An 18,742-nucleotide genomic window follows, 5' to 3' on the forward strand; every position below is an offset into this window, starting at 1 on the left:
CCGGCGGCGGCGCCTCGGGCGTGCCCGGGGTCAGGCGCTCTCGCGCCGCACGATCTCGCCCACCACGTGCTCCACCCGGGCCTCGTCGTGGCTCAGGGCGATGTCCGCGGCGTCCCGCCCGATCTGCTCCAGGGGGAAGCGCACGGTGGTCAGCCCGGGGGAGAAGTCCCGCAGGTTGGGGATGTCGTCGAAGCCGGCCACCCACAGGTCCTCCGGCACGCGCAGCCCGGCGTGCCGGAAGCCCGCGATCGCCCCCAGCGCCATCACGTCGTTGCCGACCACGACCGTGAGCCCGCGCACGGCGCCGGGTCCGAGCCGGTCCACCAGCGCCCGCGCCGCCTCGTAGCCGCCCTGGCTGTTGAAGTCCTCCGTGACCTCGGCCTCCGGCTCCAGTCCCGCCCGCTCGAGGGCCGCCCGGAAGCCCGCCCTGCGCTCCGCCGCGCTGGCCAGCTCGACCGGTCCGCCCAGGTGGGCGAAGCGGGTGCGGCCCGTTCCCACCAGCATGTCCGTCAGGTCGGCGCCGGCACTGCGGTTGTCGATGGTGACCGCCCCGGCGCCCTCGAGCCAGGCCTGGCCGATGGTCACCACCCGGCCGCCGTTCCGCTGGTACCGGGAGAGCTCGGCGAGCAGCCGGGGGTCGATCTCCCGCCGCCGCGAGCCCGCCATGATGATCGCGTCGGTGCGGTGGGCGGCGAAGGCCGCGACGGCGTCGAGCTGGTCGGTGCCGTCGGTCGCGGCCAGCAGCAGCTGGTGCCGGTCCGCACGAGCCCGGCGCTGCACGCCCTTCGCGATGGAGGAGAAGTAGGGGTCGGCGATGTCGTGGACCACGAGCCCGACCAGCCCGGTGGTCGACCGGGCCAGGGCCTGGGCCTGGGCGTTGGCCACGTAGCCGAGGGCCTCCGCGGCGTCCCGGACGCGCTCCGCGATGTGCTCCGCCGGCCGGCGGTCCGACCCGTTGAGCACCCGGGACGCGGTGGCCAGGGACACCCCGGCCTGCCGGGCCACCTGGGACAGGGTCACTGCGCTCATCGTCCGGTCCTGCTTCCTCCTCACCGCACCCGGTGGGCGTCTCGTCCCGCGGCGCCGGGCGAGTCCGGTGGCGAAAACGTGTTGACAGTCACACTGAGCCAACCATAGAGTGGAAAGCGCTTTCCTACCAATTTCCCGAATCATCTGGAGTTGATGATGTCCGAACCCCGAGTTCTCCGCATCGCCATGAACGGCATCACCGGCCGCATGGGCTACCGGCAGCACCTGCTGCGCTCGATCCTGCCCATCCGGGACCAGGGCGGCATCACCCTGCCCGACGGCAGCCGCGTGACCGTGGAGCCGGTCCTCGTGGGCCGCAACGAGGCCAAGGTCGCCGAGCTGGCGCGCCGCCACGGCGTGGAGCAGTGGACCACCGACCTCGACGCGGTCATCGAGGACCCCACCGTGGACATCGTCTTCGACGCCTCCATGACCAGCCTGCGGGCGGAGACGCTGAAGAAGGCCATGCGCGCCGGCAAGCACGTCTACACCGAGAAGCCGACCGCCGAGACCCTGGACGAGGCGGTCGAGCTGGCGCAGCTCGCCCAGGAGCGCGGCGTCACCGCCGGCGTGGTGCACGACAAGCTCTACCTCCCCGGCCTCGTCAAGCTGCGGCGGCTCGTGGACGAGGGCTTCTTCGGCCGGATCCTGTCCCTGCGCGGCGAGTTCGGGTACTGGGTCTTCGAGGGCGAGCACCAGGAGGCCCAGCGTCCGTCCTGGAACTACCGGCGGGAGGACGGCGGGTCCATGACCACCGACATGTACTGCCACTGGAACTACGTCCTCGAGGGGCTCGTGGGGCCGGTCCGGTCCGTGACCTCGAAGGCCGTGACGCACATCCCCGCGCGGTGGGACGAGCAGGGCCACGAGTACCCGGCCACCGCGGACGACGCCGCCTACGGCGTCTTCGAGCTCGAGACCCCCGAGGGCGATCCCGTCGTCGCGCAGATCAACTCCTCGTGGGCCGTGCGCGTGTACCGCGACGAGCTCGTGGAGTTCCAGGTGGACGGCACCCACGGCTCGGCGGTCGCCGGGCTGAACAAGTGCGTGGCCCAGCAGCGCGCCCACACGCCCAAGCCGGTCTGGAACCCGGACCTGCCCGTCACCGAGTCCTTCCGCGACCAGTGGCTGGAGGTGCCGGCCAACGCCGAGCTGGACAACGGCTTCAAGGCGCAGTGGGAGGAGTTCCTGGCCGACGTCGTCGCGGGGCGCGAGCACCGCTTCGGGCTGCTCTCCGCCGCCCGCGGCGTCCAGCTGGCGGAGCTGGGCCTGCGCTCCTCGGCCGAGCGCCGCACCATCGACATCCCGGCGATCGAGCTGTCCCCGGCGGGGCACCGGACCGCCGAGGCCGTCCGATGAGCGCCGTGCTCCTGCCGGACGGCAGCGGCTCCCTCGTCGAGCACGTGCTCTCCGGGCCGGGAAGCTGGACCCGGCCGCAGGCTCCCCTGTCCGCGCGCAAGGCCTACGCCGCCGCGCACGTGGTGCCGCTGGCCCTCGCGGACAACACCCCCGGCGCGCCGGCGCAGCTCGACTGGGACGCGACCCTGGGCTTCCGCCACGACATCTGGTCCTACGGCCTGGGCGTCGCCGACGCCATGGACACCGCCCAGCGGGGCATGGGCCTGGACTGGCCGGCCACCCAGCAGCTGGTCCGGCGCTCGACCGCCGAGGCCTCGGCGGCGCTGAGCAGCGGGAACCCGGCGCTGGAGGGCCGGACCGTCCGCGACCTCATCGCGTGCGGGGCGGGGACGGACCAGCTGGACCCGGCGGGCGTCACGGCCGGCGAGGCCGGTCTGCGCGCCGTGGTCGAGGCCTACCGGGAGCAGCTCGAGGTGGTCGAGGGCGCCGGGGCGAAGGCGATCCTGATGGCGTCCCGCGCCCTCGTGCGGGCCGCCCGCGGCGCCGACGACTACCTGCGGGTCTACTCCCAGCTGCTCGGCGAGGCCCGGCACCCGGTGGTCCTGCACTGGCTGGGCACGATGTTCGACCCGGCGCTGGCCGGGTACTGGGGCAGCGACGCGGTCGACACGGCCACGGAGACGTTCCTCGAGCTCATCCGGTCCCACCCGGGCAAGGTGGACGGCGTCAAGGTGTCCCTCCTGGACGCGGCCCACGAGACCCGGCTGCGGGCGGTCCTGCCCGACGGGGTCCGCCTCTACACCGGCGACGACTTCAACTACCCCGAGCTCATCGACGGCGACGGCAGCCGCCACTCCGACGCGCTGCTGGGCATCTTCGCGGGCATCTACCCGGCGGCGTCCACCGCGCTGCAGGCCTACGACGCCGGGGAGCCGGGGCGGGCGCGCGCGATCCTCGACTCCACGGAGGCCCTGGGGCGCCACGTCTTCACCGCCCCGACCTTCTACTACAAGTGCGGCATCGCGTTCCTGTCGTGGCTCAACGGCAGCCAGCCCGGCTTCCAGATGGTCGGCGGGCTGCACTCGGGCCGCTCGGTGACCCACCTCGCCGAGGTCTTCCGGCTGGCCGACGGGGCCGGGCTGCTGCTCGACCCCGAGCTGGCCGCGCGGAGGATGACCACGTTCCTCGAGGGGGCGGGCGTGGGCGCACCGGTCCTCGCGTCCGCCGGCCGGACCGGGGGTGCGGCATGAGCGGGGGCGGGTTCCAGCTGTCGCTGAACACCGGCACCACCCGCAACCTCACCCTGCAGCAGGCCGTGGACGCCACCGCCCGGGCGGGACTGGGGCACATCGGCGTGTGGCGCGACCGGGTCGCCGAGGCGGGGCTCGAGAACGCGGCCGGGATGATCTCGCAGGCCGGTCTGCAGGTGTCCAGCCTGTGCCGCGGCGGATTCCTCACGGCGGCCGACGAGGCCGGCCGCCGGGCCGCGCTCGAGAGCAACCGGGCCGCGATCCGGGAGGCCCGCGCCCTGGGCACGAGCGAGCTGATCATGGTGGTGGGCGGTCTGCCCGCCGCCGCCCACGTCCTGGGGGGCGAGGGCGACCGGGCCGACAAGGACGTCGTGGCGGCCCGCGGGCGTGTCGCCGAGCGCCTCGCCGAGCTGGTCCCCTACGCCCTCGAGCACGGGGTGCGCCTCGTGCTCGAGGCGCTCCACCCCATGTACGCGGCCGACCGGGCCGTGCTCTCCACCCTCGAGCAGGCCCTCGACCTCGCGGCTCCGCACCCGGTGGACGCCGTGGGCGTGGTGGTGGACACCTTCCACGTCTGGTGGGACCCCGGGCTGGAGTCCCAGATCGCGCGGGCCGGGGCGGAGGGCAGGCTGGCCGCCTACCAGGTCTGCGACTTCAACCTGCCCATCGCCGCCGACGCCCTGCTCTCCCGCGGGATGATGGGGGACGGGGTGATCGACTTCGCCACGATCGGGCGCTGGGTCGCCGCCGCCGGCTACACGGGTCCGGTGGAGGTCGAGATCTTCAACCAGGAGATCTTCGACCAGGACCCGGACGTCACGCTCGCCGTGATGAAGGAGCGCTGGGAGTCCGTCGTGCTGCCGTCCCTGACCGACGCCCCCGCTCGCACGACCGCCTGACGTGGGGCCGCACGAGCTCGGCGACCGCCCCCGGGTGGTCGTGGCCCCCGACAAGTTCAAGGGCTCGCTGACGGCGGCGGAGGCCGCCGCCGTGCTCGGGGCCGGGGTGCGCCGGCACCGGCCCCGAGCACGGATCCGTGCCGTGCCCCTGGCCGACGGCGGCGAGGGCACGGTCGACGCCGCCGTGGCGGCCGGGGCGAGGCTGCGCCGCACCCTCGTCCGGGGCGCGGTGGAGGGCCGGGTGCGGGCGCGCTGGGCGATGCGCACGACGTCCTCCGGTGCCGCCGCCGCGGTGCTCGAGTCCGCCCAGGCGAGCGGTCTGGACCAGGTGCGCCCGAGCCCCGCCAGCGCCCGGGCGGCGCACAGCTACGGCTGCGGCCAGCTGATCCGCGCGGCGCTGGACGCCGGGGCGACCGACGTCGTCGTCGGCCTCGGCGGCTCGGCGATGACGGACGGCGGCTCGGGCGCCCTCCGGGCCCTCGGCCTGGACGTCCTCGACGACGACGGCGCCCCGGTCCCCCTGGGCGGGGAGGGGCTGCTGTCCGCCGCCCGCCTGGACGTCTCCGGACTGGACCCGAGGCTGCGGTCGGTGCGGCTGCGGCTGGCCGTGGACGTGCGGAACCCGCTGCACGGACCCGACGGGGCCGCCCACGTGTTCGCCGCACAGAAGGGTGCGGACCACGACGTCCGGTGCGAGCTGGACGCCGCCCTCCGGAGATGGGCCGGCCTGCTGGCGGGCCTCGACGGGGCCCGTCCCTTCCTGCTCCCGGGCGCCGGCGCCGCCGGCGGCTTCCCGTCCGGCTTCCTGGCCCTGACCCCGGCGACGCTCGAGCGCGGGTTCGACCTCGTGTCCTCCCTCGTGGGGCTCGAGGAGCAGCTCGCGGACGCGGACCTGCTGGTCGTCGGCGAAGGGTCGATGGACCTCCAGTCGCTGGAGGGCAAGGCCCCCCTCGCCGCCGCCGCCCTGGCCGCGGACCGGGGCATCCCCGTCGTGGCCGTCGCCGGGCGGCTGGCCCTGTCCCCCGAGCAGCTGCGCGGCGCGGGGATCCGCGCGGCGGCCTCGCTCGTGGACGTCGCCCCGTCCGTCCGGGCCGCGCAGGAGGAGGCGGGTCGCTACGGGCAGCTCGCGACGCTCGACGCGCTGCGGCTCCTGGCCGGCGCCCCACCGCCCCCGGGCGAGTCGCTGCCCGTGACCGGGCACGAAACAACCGTAGATTGTGGTTGACGTCACAGTGACCGGCCACTAGCCTGGACGCAACGCCGATCTGGAAAACGCTTTCCCACTCGTTCCGAGGAGATACCGATGACATCGAGTCACATCGTTGCAGGCCCGCTCCGGGGGTCCCGGGCGCGGACGGTCCGGGGGGTGGTCCCGGTATGAGCGCCGTGGAGCAGATCACCCGCGAAGGCCTCCCCGAGGGTCAGCCCACGGGCCGGGACCGGAAGAGGACCCCGCGCCGGACCCGGGCCGACCGGCGGGACAACAAGGCGGCGGTGGTCTTCCTGGCGCCGTGGATCGTGGGCCTCGTGGCCATCACCCTCGGCCCCATGCTGATGTCCCTCTACCTGTCCTTCACCGACTACAACCTCATGCGGGCACCCGACTGGGTCGGGATGGAGAATTTCACCCGGATGCTGGCGGACGAGCGGCTGCACAACTCGCTGCAGGTGACCTTCACGTACGTGTTCGTCGGCGTGCCGCTGCAGCTCATGCTGGCACTGGCCATCGCCATGGTCCTCGACCGGGGACTGCGCGGACTGGCGTTCTACCGCTCCGTCTTCTACCTGCCGTCCCTGCTGGGCGCCTCCGTGGCGATCGCGATCCTGTGGAAGCAGCTCTTCGGCACCTCCGGGCTGGTCAACCAGGTCCTGGCCCTCGTGGGCATCGAGGGCATCGGCTGGATCGCGGATCCGCGCACCGCGCTCGGCAGCCTCATCCTGCTGCACGTGTGGACCTTCGGGGCCCCGATGATCATCTTCCTCGCGGGCCTGCGGCAGATCCCCGCCATGTACTACGAGGCGGCCTCGATCGACGGCGCCGGCAAGATCACGCAGTTCCTCCGGATCACGCTGCCCCTGCTGAGCCCCATCATCTTCTTCAACCTGGTGCTCCAGATCATCCAGGCGTTCCAGTCCTTCACCCAGGCGTTCATCGTCTCCGGCGGCCGCGGAGGGCCGTCCGACTCGACGATGTTCTTCACGCTGTACCTGTACCAGACGGGCTTCGGCCAGTTCGACATGGGCTACGCCGCGGCCATGGCCTGGCTGCTGCTCGTCATCATCGGGGCGTTCACCGCTCTCAACTTCATCGCGTCTAAGTATTGGGTGTTCTACGATGACTAATTCGACAATCGCCTACGACCCCGCTGCGACGGACGAGCAGGGCACCGCCCCGGCGCCTCCCGAGAGCTCGCCGCACGACCGGAAGCGGGGGCCCAGCCCCCGGACGCGGATCCGCGCCCTGCTGAAGCACCTGGCGCTGATCCTCACCGGCGCCGTGATGATCTATCCGCTCCTGTGGATGGTGGCCAGCTCCCTGCGTCCCGACGACATCATCTTCCGCGAGCCCGGGATCCTGCTGCAGACCCTCGAGACCGCGAACTACACCGACGGGTGGAACGCCCTGTCGAGCCCGTTCAGCGTGTACCTGTTCAACTCCGCGGTCGTGGTCCTCGGGTGCATCGTCGGCAACCTGGTCTCCTGCTCCATGGCGGCCTACGCGTTCGCCCGGCTCGAGTTCCGCTTCAAGAAGCCGGCCTTCGCCCTCATGCTCCTCACGATCATGCTGCCGTTCCACGTGGTGATCGTGCCGCAGTACATCCTGTTCTCCCAGATCGGCTGGGTGAACACCTTCTGGCCGCTCATCGTGCCCAAGCTGCTCGCCACCGACGCGTTCTTCGTGTTCCTGATGGTGCAGTTCATCCGCGGCATCCCCAAGGACATGGACGAGGCGGCACGCATCGACGGCGCCGGGCACGCCCGCATCTTCGGGCAGATCATCCTGCCGATGATGGTCCCGGCGCTGGCCACCACCACGATCTTCACGTTCATCTGGACCTGGAACGACTTCTTCAGCGCCCTGATCTACCTGACCGACCCGAGCATGTTCACCGTCCCCGTGGCCCTGCGGGCCTTCGTGGACGCCACCGGGGAGTCCTCGTGGGGATCGCTGTTCGCGATGTCGATCGTGTCCCTGCTCCCGGTGTTCGTCGCCTTCCTCGTGGGACAGAAGTTCCTCGTGAAGGGCATCGCCACCACCGGCATCAAGTAACCGGCAGCACCCGGCCGGGGCCACGCGGCGGGTGCCGGGGCCACGCAGCGGGTCCGGGCGGCGGGGGTCGTCCCCGGCCCGCCCGGGCCGGGGACGACCCCCTAACCACCCTGACCCGGCGCCTCCCGGCCGGACGTCCACCCACCGAACACCCACACGACACCCACCTCCAGAATTCAGGAGCACTCGATGCGCAGCGCACAGCACAGCGGCACGGCCGGCACGGCACAGCACGGCGGACGGACCCGGTACGTCCTGGTCGGCGCCGGCAACCGGTGCGAGATGTACCTCCGCTCGCTGCTGGACGACCACGCCGACGTCGCCGAGCTGGTGGCGGTGGGCGACACCAACCCGGGGCGGGCCGAGCACTACCGCCGCCTGGTCGAGGAGACGGCGGGCGTGCGGATCGACGTCCTCGACCCCGCGGCGCTCTCCCGGGTGATCCGCGAGCAGGCCATCGACCGCGTCCTCATCACCACCCCGGACTTCACCCACGCCGACTACATCTGCGAGACGCTGCGCGCCGGGGCCGACGCCGTCGTCGAGAAGCCCCTGACCGTGGACGCGGAGGGCTGCCGCCGCATCACCGCGGCCGTCGAGGAGACGGGGCGCCACGTGGTGGTGACCTTCAACTACCGGTACTCCCCGCGCAACACCGCGCTCAAGGACGTGATCCGGTCCGGGCGGATCGGCGCGGTCACCTCCGTGGACTTCAGCTGGATGCTGGACACCGTGCACGGCGCCGACTACTTCCGCCGCTGGCACCGGCAGAAGGAGAACTCCGGCGGGCTGCTGGTGCACAAGTCGTCCCACCACTTCGACCTCGTCAACTGGTGGCTCGGGGACACCCCGGAACGGGTCTTCGCCTCGGGCGGGCTCCGGTTCTACGGCCGGGACAACGCCGAGGCCCGGGCGCTCACCGGCGCCCCGGGTCGCGACCCCGTGGACGGCGACCCCTTCGCCCTGGACCTGCGCACCGACGAGCGCCTGAGCCGGCTCTACCTCGACCACCAGCACCACGACGGCTACCGCCGGGACCAGGACGTGTTCTCCGAGGGGATCACCATCGAGGACAACCTGGCCCTCGTGGTGGACTACGCCCGCGGCGCCACCCTCTCCTACTCCCTCAACGCGCACGCGCCGTGGGAGGGGTACCGGGTGGCCGTCAACGGCACCGAGGGCCGCGCCGAGCTGGAGGTCGTGGAGCGGGCCGCCGTGCTGCCCGCGAGCGGCGGCTCCCCGGTCGACCCCTCGGTCACGGTGGGCCCCCACCGGGGCGGGGCCCGCAGCCGCGGCGAGCACCTGACCGTCCAGCGGCACTGGGGCGCCGCGGAGGAGGTCACCATCAGCAACGGCGCCGGGAGCCACGGCGGCGGGGACCGCCTGCTGCTGGCCGACGTCTTCCGGGGCCCCGGCGAGGACCCCTACGGCCGGCCGTCCGGCTACCGGGACGGGGTGGCGGCGGTGGCCGTGGGCATCGCGGGCAACCGCTCCCTCGAGTCCGGGCTGCCCGTCCGGATCGCCGAGCTGGAGCTGGGGGCCGCCGCGGCGGACCGGAGCGAGGTCCCGGCATGAGCCGCATCCTCGTCACCGGCGGTTCGGGCCGGCTCGGGCGCAGCGTCGTGGCCGGGCTCGCGGGGGCCGGGCACGACGTCGTCAGCGTCGACCGGTCCCTGCCCGCCGACCCCCACCCCGCCGTGGAGCACCGCGGCGCGGAGCTCACCGACCCGGGGTCCACGCACGCGCTGATCCGCGACGCCCGCCCGGACGCCGTGATCAACCTGGCGGCCATCGCGGTCCCGTTCAGCGCCCCCGAGCACGTCATCCTGCAGACCAACGCGGTGATCGCGCACAACGTGGCGGGCGCGGCGACCGAGGCCGGCGTGCGCCGGATCGTCATGGCCAGCAGCCCCACGGTGCTGGGCTACGGGTGCCCGGCGGGCTGGCTGCCGCCCTCCTTCCCGCTGACCGAGGAGACGCCGCCCCGCCCGTGGCACGCCTACGGGCTGTCCAAGCACGTGGCGGAGCAGGTGGCGCAGATGTTCGCGGCGGCCCAGGGCGGGTCCGTGCGCTACGCCTCCTTCCGCCCCTGCTACGTGATCGCCCCCGAGGAGTGGGAGGGCGCCCCGACCCAGCAGGGCCACACCGTGCTGGAGCGGCTCGACGACCCCGCGCTCGCGGCGCCGGCGCTGTTCAACTACGTGGACGCCCGCGACGTCACGTCGTTCCTCGAGGCGCTCCTGGAGCGGATGGGCGCGATCACCAACGGTGACACGTTCCTCGTGGGCGCCGCCGACGCCCTGGCCCGGCGCCCGCTCGCGGAGGTCGTCCCCGAGTTCGTCCCGGGCAGCGAGCGGCTCGCCGCGGGGCTGACCGGGACCGCCCCCGCCTTCAGCATCGACAAGGCCCGCCGGGTCCTGGGCTGGGAGCCGGTGCGCACCTGGCGCACCGAGCTCCGGGAGGGCGCGGGGGTCGCCGCGTCCGGGGCGCCCACGGTCACCGGCCGGCATGGAGAGGACACCGCATGAGCATCGCCGCCCTGCACACCGAACTCATCACCGCCCGGCTGCTGCGCAGCTGGGGGCCGGGAGCGCCGCAGAACCACCTGGTCGCCGTCACGGTCGTGGCCGAGGACGGGGCCACCGGGACGGGCTTCTCCTGGACCCCGACCATCGGGGCGACGGCCGTGCAGGCCCTGCTCGACGACGACCTCGCGGACTTCGTACGGGGGCGCACGGAGAACCCCGAGGCCCTCTGGGACGACGCCTGGAAGCACCTGCACGAAGGAGGCGCCGGCCTGACCGGCGTCGCCCTCGCGGGCGTGGACCTGGCGCTGTGGGACCTGCGGGCGCGGCGGGCCGGGCTCTCGATCACGTCGCTGCTGGGCCGGCGGCAGGAGAGCGTGGCCGTCTACGGCTCCGGCGTCAACCTGCACTACGACCTGGACGAGCTGCAGGAGCAGGTGCGCCGGTGGGTCGCCGCGGGCTTCGGCGCCGTCAAGATCAAGGTGGGCAGGGCCGACCTGCGCGAGGACGTCCGGCGCGTGGCCGCCGTCCGCGAGCTGCTCGGGCCGGACCGGGGGCTCATGATCGACGCCAACCAGCGGTGGGACCTGCCCACGGCGCGCCGGGCGCTGGACGCCCTCGCCGAGTTCGGGCCGTCGTGGCTCGAGGAGCCGCTGCGCGCGGACGACCTCGAGGGTTACCGGCAGCTGCGCCGGTTCAGCCGCGTCCCGATCGCGCTGGGGGAGAACCTGCACAACATCTACCGCTTCCGGGACTTCATCACCGCCGGCGCCGTGGACATCGTCCAGCCGAACATCGTCCGGGTGGGCGGCATCACCCCGTTCCGCCGCATCGTGGAGCTGGCGCGCACGCACAACGTGGGGATCGCCCCGCACCTGCTGCCCGAGCTCTCCGGGCAGCTGGCCCTGACCCTCGCCGAGCCGACCATGGTGGAGGTCGTGGAGGACGCCGGGTTCGCGGATCTCGGCATCCTGAGCGGGCCGTCCCCGGTCGTGCTGACGGACTCGCGGCTCGAGACCCTGGACCTGCCCGGCCTCGGCCTCGCGCTGCGGCAGCAGGTGCTGCCCGCCGCGCACGGAGCCGTGGTGTGAGCGCGCGGCGACCCTGACCGCACGTGGGTCCCGGGTGCTGAGCACGAACGGGGTCGTGGAGGTGACCTGCGGGTTCCCCGCCCGGGAGCTGCCCCGGCGATCAACAGCCGACGACCGGCAGCCGACGATCAGCAGCCGCTGACCGCCAGCCGACGGTCAGCGGCCGACGGCGCGGCGCGGCGCGGGACGCGCCGGCGCGCCGCTCAGCGCTCCAGCTCGGCCGGACGGTCCCGGCCCCGGACCCGCTGCACGGGCCAGCGCGGATCCACCGAGAGCGTCCGGACGCCGTCGGGGCCCAGGAGCACCGTGTCCTCGATCTTCGTGCCCGGCGCGGAGGGGTTCCAGGTGAAGGCCTGGTGCTCGTGCACGAGGTCCGGCACCCCGGGGGCGAGCCGCGGGTCCCGCCCGGCGTAGCCGGCCGGGCCGCCCTGGTGGTGCCGGGTCCACTCCTCGGCGCCGAAGCCGTGGCGCGGATAGGCACCGCGGACCACCGGCAGCAGGTCGGCGAGGGGCAGCCCCGGGCGCAGCGCGTCGAGGACGTCCGCCTCCACCTCGGCGATCCTCGCGTGGGCGTCGGCCTCCGCGGGGTCCGCCGGGCCGAACCGCACCCAGCGGGTCACGTTGGCGATCAGCCCGCCGCGCCGGCCGCAGACGACCGCCATCGCGCGCCGGCCCAGCGGACCCGTCGTCGGGAGGGGGTGGCGGTGGAGCAGGCGGTCCGCACCGCTGCACAGCACCACGAGGGGCTCCGCACCCACCCGCACGAGGCCCGCGGTGAGCTCGGCGGCGAGCTCCCGCTCCGTGGTACGGGGGGTGGCCCAGGCCAGGGCGTCGGTCAGCACGGCCGCGGCGTCCCGGCACAGCTGCTCGTAGCGCAGCGCCTCACCGGGCAGCAACGAGGCCCGCGCCGCCCGCAGCGGCGCCGCGACGCGGTCCTCGGAGGCGACGGCCAGCGCACGCGCCCCGGGCCACCAGTCCTCCGGCGCCGTCAGGGACCCGTGCCAGGGCACCTCGTGCCGCCGCAGGCCCGCCGGCAGCTCCTCGGCCACCAGGCGGGCGGACTCGTTGGCGGGAGTCACCAGCTCGTCGCCGTCCCGGTGCACCAGGACCGCAGCCACCGGCGGGCCGGCGAGCGAGACGTGCACACGGGCGCCGTCGAGGTACCAGGACACGGCGGGCTGGCTCTGCAGCAGCACGGCGTCGACACCGTGCTCGTCCAGCACCCGCAGCACCCGCCGGCGCTTCTCCGCCCGCTCCGGGGACGGGGCGCTCACGCGTCCCGGCTCCGGGCCGCGTCCTCGAGCAGGGCCGCCACTCCGGGGGCGTCGAGACGGCCGTCGACGACGAGCACGTGCACCTCCCGCTCGACGGGCCGGTCCGTCGTCGTCGTGACGGTGGCGTCCCAGGCCAGGGCGAGGCCCACCCCCGGGTACCCGGCGTGCCGGACGAACCAGGGGTCGGCGGAGTCGCCGCCGCGCCGCAGGACGAGGGTCGCGGGGCGTCCCGCGAAGTCGGCGGCGAAGGCCAGCCACGGGGACGTGCTGCCGTGCGCGGACTCCTCGCCCGCCGCGTCCGCGGTGAAGACGTCGGCGTCCGCGCAGGCGGGAAGCCGCCAGAAGAAGCCGCCGTAGCCGCCGCCGACCCGTCCGTTGGAACCGGGGCTGCCCAGCCGCACCGGACGGTCGCCGGCGGGGGAGAGGCGGAAGCGCAGTCCGAGCTCCCAGGCGTGCTCGCGCACGGGCCGGAACGTCCAGCGCCGCTCCTCGGTCAGCACCGCGGTGCCGTCCGGGCCGACCCACGCGAGCTCCTCGTCCAGCCGGTCGTCGGCGCGGTGGGCCGCGACGCGGACCACGCGGCCGTGGTCGTCCCGCCACACGTAGCGCTGCGCCTCCCGGGTGTAGGTGCGCCCGCCCCAGAAGTTGACGCCGTCCACGTCCTGGAGGGCCGTGCAGACCCCGAGGTGCCAGACGTGGTCCAGGGGCTGCTGGTCCGTGACGGTGACGCCGCCGAGAGTGCGGACGGGGTGCAGGAACGGGCGCGGCGAGGACGTCGGGGCGACGTCCTCGCCCGTGCGGACCTGCGCGACCTCGCGGTCGTCGACGACGACGCTCCCGCTCGTGGCGGCCGGGCGGGCCCAGGGGGCGCCCAGACCGCTGAAGTCCGACTGGGCCTTGACCGCCCGGGCCGCCCAGTCCTCGATCCCGTCGAGGACGGCGCGCCGTGCGGTGCCGCCGTCCTCGTGCCAGCGCACGTGCCGGGGATCGATCCGGACGGGGTCCGGGGCGGTGCGGACGGCGTCCAGCACCCGCACGAACGCCCCCGTGGAGGCCAGCGGGCACAGCAGCGCGGTGCCCTGGCGCCGGGCGTCGAGCAGGTTCTCGAGCAGGTTGGTGCGCCCGGACTCGACGACGCGCGTGCCCTCGGGGCCCGTGACGGTCAGCCGGTCCTCGGTGTAGTGCAGGACGGCCTGCCCCTCCGTGCCGTCGACGGTGATGAACGGGTCCTGCTGCTCGGCGGCGCACAGGGTCAGGGCGCAGGTGACCGGGACGCCGGACGTCGTGCGCACCCGGACGACCGAGGTGTCGTCCGACTCGATGGCGTTGGCCCGGTACAGCTCGGTGCGCAGCTCGGCGACGTCCTCGCAGGTGCGGGCGCCGGCGATGTGCAGGGCGGTCATGACCGCGTGGGCCAGCGGGTTGGTGACCACGCCGTCCACCACGTCCACGCCGCCGATCCGGCGCCGCCCCGCCCAGGGGGAGCGGGTGAAGTAGTCCGTGTCCCGGGACCACAGGCCGGTGGCGCCCACCGCGCGCAGCCGTCCGATCTCCCCGCTCGCGAGCAGCTCCCGGAGGACCTCCAGCGAGTGGGAGCCGAGGCTCTGGAAGCCCACCTGGACGAGCCGGTCCGCCGCCGCGGCGGCCTCGAGGAGGCGGCGGAACTGGTCGAGGTTGGCCACGGGCGGCTTCTCGAGCAGGACGTCGGCGCCCATGCGCAGGGCGGACAGGGCGAGGTCGTAGTGCGTGTCGATGGGCGTGGAGATCACCACCACGTCCACGTCCAGCCCGGCGGCGCGGGTCTGCTCGAGGTCGCCGAACATCGGCACGTCCGGCCCGAGCGTCCCGTCGTCGGCCCGGCGGTCGACGGCCGCCACCAGGCGGACGCGGCCCTCCTGCTCGAGGCGGCGGATGTTGTCGAGGTGGCGTCCGCCGAAGCCCCCGACCCCCACCAGGCAGACGCGGGCCGGCCCTTCCGGCGGGGTGCGGACGGTGGGGGCGGGAACGGTCTCGGTCTGCACGGAGGATCTCCTGGGGTCGACGGACGGGATCGACGGGCGGGGTCGGGCGGGCGGGGTCGGGCGGGCAGGTCAGGCGGGAGCGACCGCGCTGGACCCCCGGTCCGCGGCCGGGGCGATCCCGTGGTCGAGGCGCTGCCCGCTCCTGGCGTCGAACAGGTGCACGTGGCCCTGCTTCGGCCGGACGTGCGTGGTGGTCCCGGCCCTCGGCGGTGTGCGCCCGTCCACGCGGCCCGTGATCGGGTGCTCCTCGCCGTCGACGGTGGTGTGCCCGTAGACGTACGCGTCGGCGCCGAGCTCCTCGACCACGTCGATCTCCACGGCGAGGCCCTCACCCGCGGGGGCCTGCTCGAGGTCCTCCGGGCGCACGCCCACGACCACGGTCCGCTCACGGGTCGCGCCGAGCACGTCGCGCGGAACGGGATGGACGGCTCCGCCGAACTGCACGCCGCTCTCGGTCAGGGGCAGCTCGAGCAGGTTCATGGCGGGGGAGCCGATGAACCCGGCCACGAAGACGTTGGTCGGCCGGTCGTAGAGGTTCCGCGGGGTGTCGACCTGCTGCAGCAGCCCGTCCTTCAGGACCGCGACCCGGTCGCCCATGGTCATCGCCTCGACCTGGTCGTGGGTGACGTAGACGGTGGTGACGCCGAGGCGGCGGGTGAGGGAGGCGATCTGGGTGCGGGTCTGCACGCGCAGCTTCGCGTCCAGGTTGGACAGCGGCTCGTCCATCAGGAACACCTGCGGGGAGCGCACGATGGCGCGGCCCATGGCCACGCGCTGGCGCTGTCCGCCGGACAGGGCCTTGGGCTTGCGGTCGAGGTAGTCGGTCAGGTCCAGGATCTTGGCGGCCTCCTCGACCCGCCGGCGGCGCTCCTCGGCGGAGATCCTGGCGATCTTCAGGGCGAAGCCCATGTTCTCGGCCACGGTCATGTGCGGGTAGAGGGCGTAGTTCTGGAACACCATCGCGATGTCGCGGTCCTTGGAGGGGACGTCGGTGACGTCGCGGTCCCCGATGCGGATCCGTCCGGCGTTCACGTCCTCGAGGCCGGCGAGCATCCGCAGGGACGTGGACTTCCCGCACCCGGAGGGCCCGACGAGGACGAGGAACTCCCCGTCCGCGATCTCGAGGTCGAGCTTGTCCACCGCGGGCTTCTCGCCGCCCGGGTAGAAGCGGGTGGCGCTGTCGAACGTCACGGTTGCCATGATGTGTCCCTCCACGGGCAGGTGCGTGCCCGACGATCCGAAGTGTGCGGGTGGTCGCCCCGCCGTGCGGGGCGCGTGGAGCCGCGGGNGGGTGCCGGCCGGACGCAGCCGCCCGGCCGGCACCCGCGGAGCGTTCGGGTCAGCTGATCGCCGACTCCATCTCGGCGATCATGCTCTCGGCGGCCTCCTCGGGGGTCGCGCGCTCGAAGAGCACCTCGAGCTCGTAGCGGTAGATGATCTCCTGCAGGGTGCTGAAGCCCAGCGGCGGGACCGGCAGCGCCTCGCCCAGCTCGGGCTGGATCTCCTCGATGAACTCGGCGGCCGCGGTGTCCGCCTCGCTGAGCTCGGGCACCACGGTCTCGCGCACCGTCTGGTTGGCGGGCAGGCCGCGGTCGGCGAGGTTGATCATGCCGGCCTCCTCGCTGTTGACCATGAAGTCGATGAACGCCTTGACCTCCTCCGGGTGCTCGGTGCGGGCGGAGCCGGACATGAACATCGCCGACTTCTGGAAGAGCTGGGCACCGCCCTCGGTGCCGTCCGTGCTCGGGAAGCGCAGCGGGACGAGATCGTTGCCGGACGCCGCGTTGAGGGCGTTCAGCTGGTTCGTCCACCACATGCCCATGGCGGCGCCGTTGGTGCCGGTCAGCGACTGGTCCGGTCCCGGCTCCTGGTCCTCCGTGACCACGGAGGCCGGGGGCAGGGCGCCGTCCTTCATCATCTGGAGCCACATGCCCAGGTAGTCGGCCGCGTCGCTCGCCTCGAAGCCGAGCTCGCCCTCGGGGGTGGTCAGCTCCTTGCCCTGCTGGCGCAGCCAGATCTGGAACCCGGCCGGCTCGTTCGGGCCGCTGGTGCCGTAGGCGTCCGTGTTCTCGGCGATCTGCTGGGAGACCTCGGAGAAGTCGTCCCACGTCCACGTGGAGTCGTCCGGCAGCTCGACCCCGGCCTCCTCGTAGATGGTCGGGTTGGCCATCATGGCCATCACGTTGACCCCGGTGGCCACGCCGAAGAGGCCCTCGTCGGTCCGGCCGCTGTCCACGACGCCCTCGTCGAGCTCGCTGACGTCCACGTCGGAGAGGTCCAGCAGCGCGCCGTTGTCCGCGTACTCGCGCAGGTACTTCTCGTCCATCTGGATGATGTCCGGGGCGTCGCTGGAGGCGGTCTGCGTGGCCAGCTTGTCCCAGTAGCCGCTGAAGTCGCCGTACTCGCCGGTGATGGTGACCCCCGGGTTCTGCTCCTCGAAGGCGTCGATGATCTCCTGCGTCTGCTGGTGGCGGGTGTCGGAGCCCCACCAGGCGAAGCGCAGCTCCACGTTGCCGTCGTCCGTGGCGCCGTCCGCGCTGCCGCAGCCGGTCAGCGCCATCGCCGACACGCTGAGGACGGTGGCGGCCTTCGCGAGAGTTCCCGTTCTCTTCATGCTGATCAAGTCTCCTAGGGTCGGGTCAACGCTCTGGAAAGCGTTTTCCAGAGCGTAGCTGTGACCTGCCTCACGGGTCAAGGGATCATCCGGAAATTGTCGGGGCGTGTTGCGGGCGCGGTTCCGGCGGGGTGGGACGGGGAGGCTACGCCGCACCGAACTCCACGCTGTCCGTGGTCCAGGCGCGTGCCTGGCCGCTGAGCGTGACACCCAGCCCGGGGCGCTCGGGCACGAGCATGCGCCCGTCCCGGGTCTCCAGGCGCTCCTCGAAGAGCGGGTCGAGCCAGTCGAAGTGCTCCACCCACGGCTCCCGCGGATAGGCCGCCGCGAGGTGCAGGTGGATCTCCATGGCGAAGTGGGGGGCCAGCCCCAGGCCGCGCTGGTCGGCCAGGGCCGCCAGCCGCAGGAACTGCGTGATGCCGCCGACGCGCGGGGCGTCGGGCTGGATGATGTCGCAGGCGCCGGTGTCGATGAGCCGGACGTGCTCCGCCACGGACGAGAGCATCTCGCCCGTGGCCACGGGGGTGTCGAGGGCCGCCGCGAGCTGGGCGTGCCCCTCGGCGTCGTAGGCGTCCAGGGGCTCCTCGATCCACGTGAGGTCGAACTCCTCGAGCCGCCGGCCGATCCGCAGGGCCGTGGCGCGGTCCCACTGCTGGTTCGCGTCGACCATGAGGGGCACGTCCCAGCCGATGTGCTCTCGGACCCCGGCGACCCGCCGCAGGTCCTCGGCGGAGTCGGGGAGGCCCACCTTGATCTTGATCCCGCCGATGCCCTCCTCGAGGGAGCGGGTGGCGCGGTCCTGGACCTCCTCCAGGGAGGCGTGCAGGAAGCCGCCGGAGGTGTTGTAGGTGCGCACGGAGTCCCGGTGGGCGCCCAGCAGCTTGGCCAGCGGCAGCCCGGCCCGCTTGGCCTTGAGGTCCCACAGGGCGACGTCGACCGCGGCCAGGGCCTGGGTGGCCACCCCGGAGCGGCCCACCGAGGCGCCCGCCCACAGCAGCTTGTCGTACACCTTGGCGATGTCGCTGGGGTCCTCGCCGAGCAGGCCCTCGGCGACCTCCTTCGCGTGGGCGTACTGGGCGGGGCCCCCGGCGCGCTTCGAGTAGCTGAAGCCGACCCCGGTGTGCCCCTGGGCGGTGGCGATCTCGGCGAACAGGAACACCACCTCGGTCATGGGCTTCTGCCGGCCCGTGAAGACCTTGGCGTCCGAGATGGGGGTGCTCAGCGGCAGGGTGGCGGTGGAGAGCTTGACGTGGCGGACGGCGTCCGGGGTGTACGGCATGGCGGGTTCCTCGGGATCTCGGTGACGGCGGTCATGATGAATCGTACAAGTAGATCACTTGTATGACTAGTACGGGCCAGCGGCTCCCGGTGCGGGCGGGCGTCGAAACACTCTGTACATAGTTATTGTG

At 73.5% G+C, this 18,742-nt stretch carries 15 protein-coding genes; 9 read left to right on the forward strand and 6 right to left on the reverse strand.

Annotated elements, in window-relative coordinates:
• Positions 1-30: 30 nt before the first annotated feature.
• Positions 31-1,029, reverse strand: a complete 999-nt coding sequence (locus ACH9D3_RS17005) for a LacI family DNA-binding transcriptional regulator (protein ID WP_396400466.1) — start codon at positions 1,027-1,029, stop codon at positions 31-33.
• A gap of 156 nt (positions 1,030-1,185) precedes the next feature.
• Between ACH9D3_RS17005 and ACH9D3_RS17010 the strand changes: the two genes are divergently transcribed.
• From ACH9D3_RS17010 to ACH9D3_RS17050, 9 genes are all read left to right on the forward strand, one after another.
• A complete protein-coding gene (locus tag ACH9D3_RS17010) occupies positions 1,186-2,388 on the forward strand; it encodes a Gfo/Idh/MocA family protein (protein ID WP_396400569.1) in 1,203 nt (400 codons plus the stop codon).
• Positions 2,385-3,638 carry a dihydrodipicolinate synthase family protein gene (locus ACH9D3_RS17015; protein WP_396400467.1) on the forward strand — a complete coding sequence of 418 codons (1,254 nt, stop codon included), beginning with the start codon at positions 2,385-2,387 and terminating at the stop codon, positions 3,636-3,638. The genes ACH9D3_RS17010 and ACH9D3_RS17015 overlap by 4 nt, the downstream gene beginning before the upstream one ends.
• Positions 3,635-4,537 carry a TIM barrel protein gene (locus ACH9D3_RS17020; RefSeq protein ID WP_396411836.1) on the forward strand — a complete coding sequence of 301 codons (903 nt, stop codon included), beginning with the start codon at positions 3,635-3,637 and terminating at the stop codon, positions 4,535-4,537. The genes ACH9D3_RS17015 and ACH9D3_RS17020 overlap by 4 nt, the downstream gene beginning before the upstream one ends.
• A 1-nt stretch (position 4,538) precedes the next feature.
• Positions 4,539-5,762 (forward strand): glycerate kinase, encoded by a 1,224-nt coding sequence (locus ACH9D3_RS17025; RefSeq protein WP_396411837.1) that lies wholly within the window; start codon positions 4,539-4,541, stop codon positions 5,760-5,762.
• A gap of 152 nt (positions 5,763-5,914) precedes the next feature.
• Complete coding sequence (locus tag ACH9D3_RS17030; protein WP_396400470.1) at positions 5,915-6,880, forward strand: carbohydrate ABC transporter permease; 966 nt, start codon at positions 5,915-5,917, stop codon at positions 6,878-6,880.
• Positions 6,873-7,808 (forward strand): ABC transporter permease subunit, encoded by a 936-nt coding sequence (locus tag ACH9D3_RS17035; RefSeq protein WP_396411838.1) that lies wholly within the window; start codon positions 6,873-6,875, stop codon positions 7,806-7,808. Before ACH9D3_RS17030 ends, ACH9D3_RS17035 begins: the two co-directional genes overlap by 8 nt.
• Positions 7,809-7,997: 189 nt before the next feature.
• Entirely contained in the window at positions 7,998-9,383 is a 1,386-nt protein-coding gene (locus tag ACH9D3_RS17040; RefSeq protein WP_396411839.1) for a Gfo/Idh/MocA family oxidoreductase, read from the forward strand.
• Entirely contained in the window at positions 9,380-10,336 is a 957-nt protein-coding gene (locus tag ACH9D3_RS17045; RefSeq protein WP_396411840.1) for an NAD-dependent epimerase/dehydratase family protein, read from the forward strand. The genes ACH9D3_RS17040 and ACH9D3_RS17045 overlap by 4 nt, the downstream gene beginning before the upstream one ends.
• Positions 10,333-11,424, forward strand: a complete 1,092-nt coding sequence (locus tag ACH9D3_RS17050; RefSeq protein WP_396400474.1) for a mandelate racemase/muconate lactonizing enzyme family protein — start codon at positions 10,333-10,335, stop codon at positions 11,422-11,424. The genes ACH9D3_RS17045 and ACH9D3_RS17050 overlap by 4 nt, the downstream gene beginning before the upstream one ends.
• Positions 11,425-11,627: 203 nt before the next feature.
• Here the strand turns inward: ACH9D3_RS17050 and ACH9D3_RS17055 are convergent, their stop codons facing one another.
• The 5 genes from ACH9D3_RS17055 to ACH9D3_RS17075 all read right to left on the reverse strand — a co-directional run bounded on the left by ACH9D3_RS17055 (position 11,628) and on the right by ACH9D3_RS17075 (position 18,612).
• Positions 11,628-12,698: a M24 family metallopeptidase gene (locus tag ACH9D3_RS17055; protein WP_396411841.1), complete on the reverse strand. Its 1,071-nt coding sequence runs from the start codon at positions 12,696-12,698 to the stop codon at positions 11,628-11,630.
• Complete coding sequence (locus tag ACH9D3_RS17060) at positions 12,695-14,719, reverse strand: DUF6807 family protein (RefSeq protein WP_396411842.1); 2,025 nt, start codon at positions 14,717-14,719, stop codon at positions 12,695-12,697. Before ACH9D3_RS17060 ends, ACH9D3_RS17055 begins: the two co-directional genes overlap by 4 nt.
• 69 nt (positions 14,720-14,788) lie before the next feature.
• Entirely contained in the window at positions 14,789-15,919 is a 1,131-nt protein-coding gene (locus ACH9D3_RS17065) for a sn-glycerol-3-phosphate ABC transporter ATP-binding protein UgpC (protein WP_396411843.1), read from the reverse strand.
• 139 nt (positions 15,920-16,058) lie between these two features.
• On the reverse strand, positions 16,059-17,333 hold the full coding sequence (locus tag ACH9D3_RS17070; protein WP_396400478.1) for an ABC transporter substrate-binding protein: 1,275 nt from the start codon (positions 17,331-17,333) through the stop codon (positions 16,059-16,061).
• Positions 17,334-17,478: 145 nt separating this feature from the next.
• Entirely contained in the window at positions 17,479-18,612 is a 1,134-nt protein-coding gene (locus ACH9D3_RS17075) for an L-talarate/galactarate dehydratase (protein ID WP_396400479.1), read from the reverse strand.
• Positions 18,613-18,742: the final 130 nt, after the last annotated feature.

This window comes from Kocuria kalidii (assembly GCF_044462225.1).
In the GTDB taxonomy this organism is placed as follows: domain Bacteria; phylum Actinomycetota; class Actinomycetes; order Actinomycetales; family Micrococcaceae; genus Kocuria; species Kocuria kalidii.

What these genes read in the sequence shown, in the direction of transcription:
- ACH9D3_RS17005 (WP_396400466.1), bottom strand. Translation starts at nt 1,029, where the DNA reads ATGAGCGCAGTGACCCTGTCCCAGGTGGCCCGGCAGGCCGGGGTGTCC.
- ACH9D3_RS17015 (WP_396400467.1), top strand. Translation starts at nt 2,385, where the DNA reads ATGAGCGCCGTGCTCCTGCCGGACGGCAGCGGCTCCCTCGTCGAGCAC.
- ACH9D3_RS17020 (WP_396411836.1), top strand. Translation starts at nt 3,635, where the DNA reads ATGAGCGGGGGCGGGTTCCAGCTGTCGCTGAACACCGGCACCACCCGC.
- ACH9D3_RS17040 (WP_396411839.1), top strand. Translation starts at nt 7,998, where the DNA reads ATGCGCAGCGCACAGCACAGCGGCACGGCCGGCACGGCACAGCACGGC.
- ACH9D3_RS17035 (WP_396411838.1), top strand. Translation starts at nt 6,873, where the DNA reads ATGACTAATTCGACAATCGCCTACGACCCCGCTGCGACGGACGAGCAG.
- ACH9D3_RS17030 (WP_396400470.1), top strand. Translation starts at nt 5,915, where the DNA reads ATGAGCGCCGTGGAGCAGATCACCCGCGAAGGCCTCCCCGAGGGTCAG.
- ACH9D3_RS17070 (WP_396400478.1), bottom strand. Translation starts at nt 17,333, where the DNA reads ATGAAGAGAACGGGAACTCTCGCGAAGGCCGCCACCGTCCTCAGCGTG.
- ACH9D3_RS17065 (WP_396411843.1), bottom strand. Translation starts at nt 15,919, where the DNA reads ATGGCAACCGTGACGTTCGACAGCGCCACCCGCTTCTACCCGGGCGGC.
- ACH9D3_RS17045 (WP_396411840.1), top strand. Translation starts at nt 9,380, where the DNA reads ATGAGCCGCATCCTCGTCACCGGCGGTTCGGGCCGGCTCGGGCGCAGC.
- ACH9D3_RS17075 (WP_396400479.1), bottom strand. Translation starts at nt 18,612, where the DNA reads ATGCCGTACACCCCGGACGCCGTCCGCCACGTCAAGCTCTCCACCGCC.
- ACH9D3_RS17050 (WP_396400474.1), top strand. Translation starts at nt 10,333, where the DNA reads ATGAGCATCGCCGCCCTGCACACCGAACTCATCACCGCCCGGCTGCTG.
- ACH9D3_RS17010 (WP_396400569.1), top strand. Translation starts at nt 1,186, where the DNA reads ATGTCCGAACCCCGAGTTCTCCGCATCGCCATGAACGGCATCACCGGC.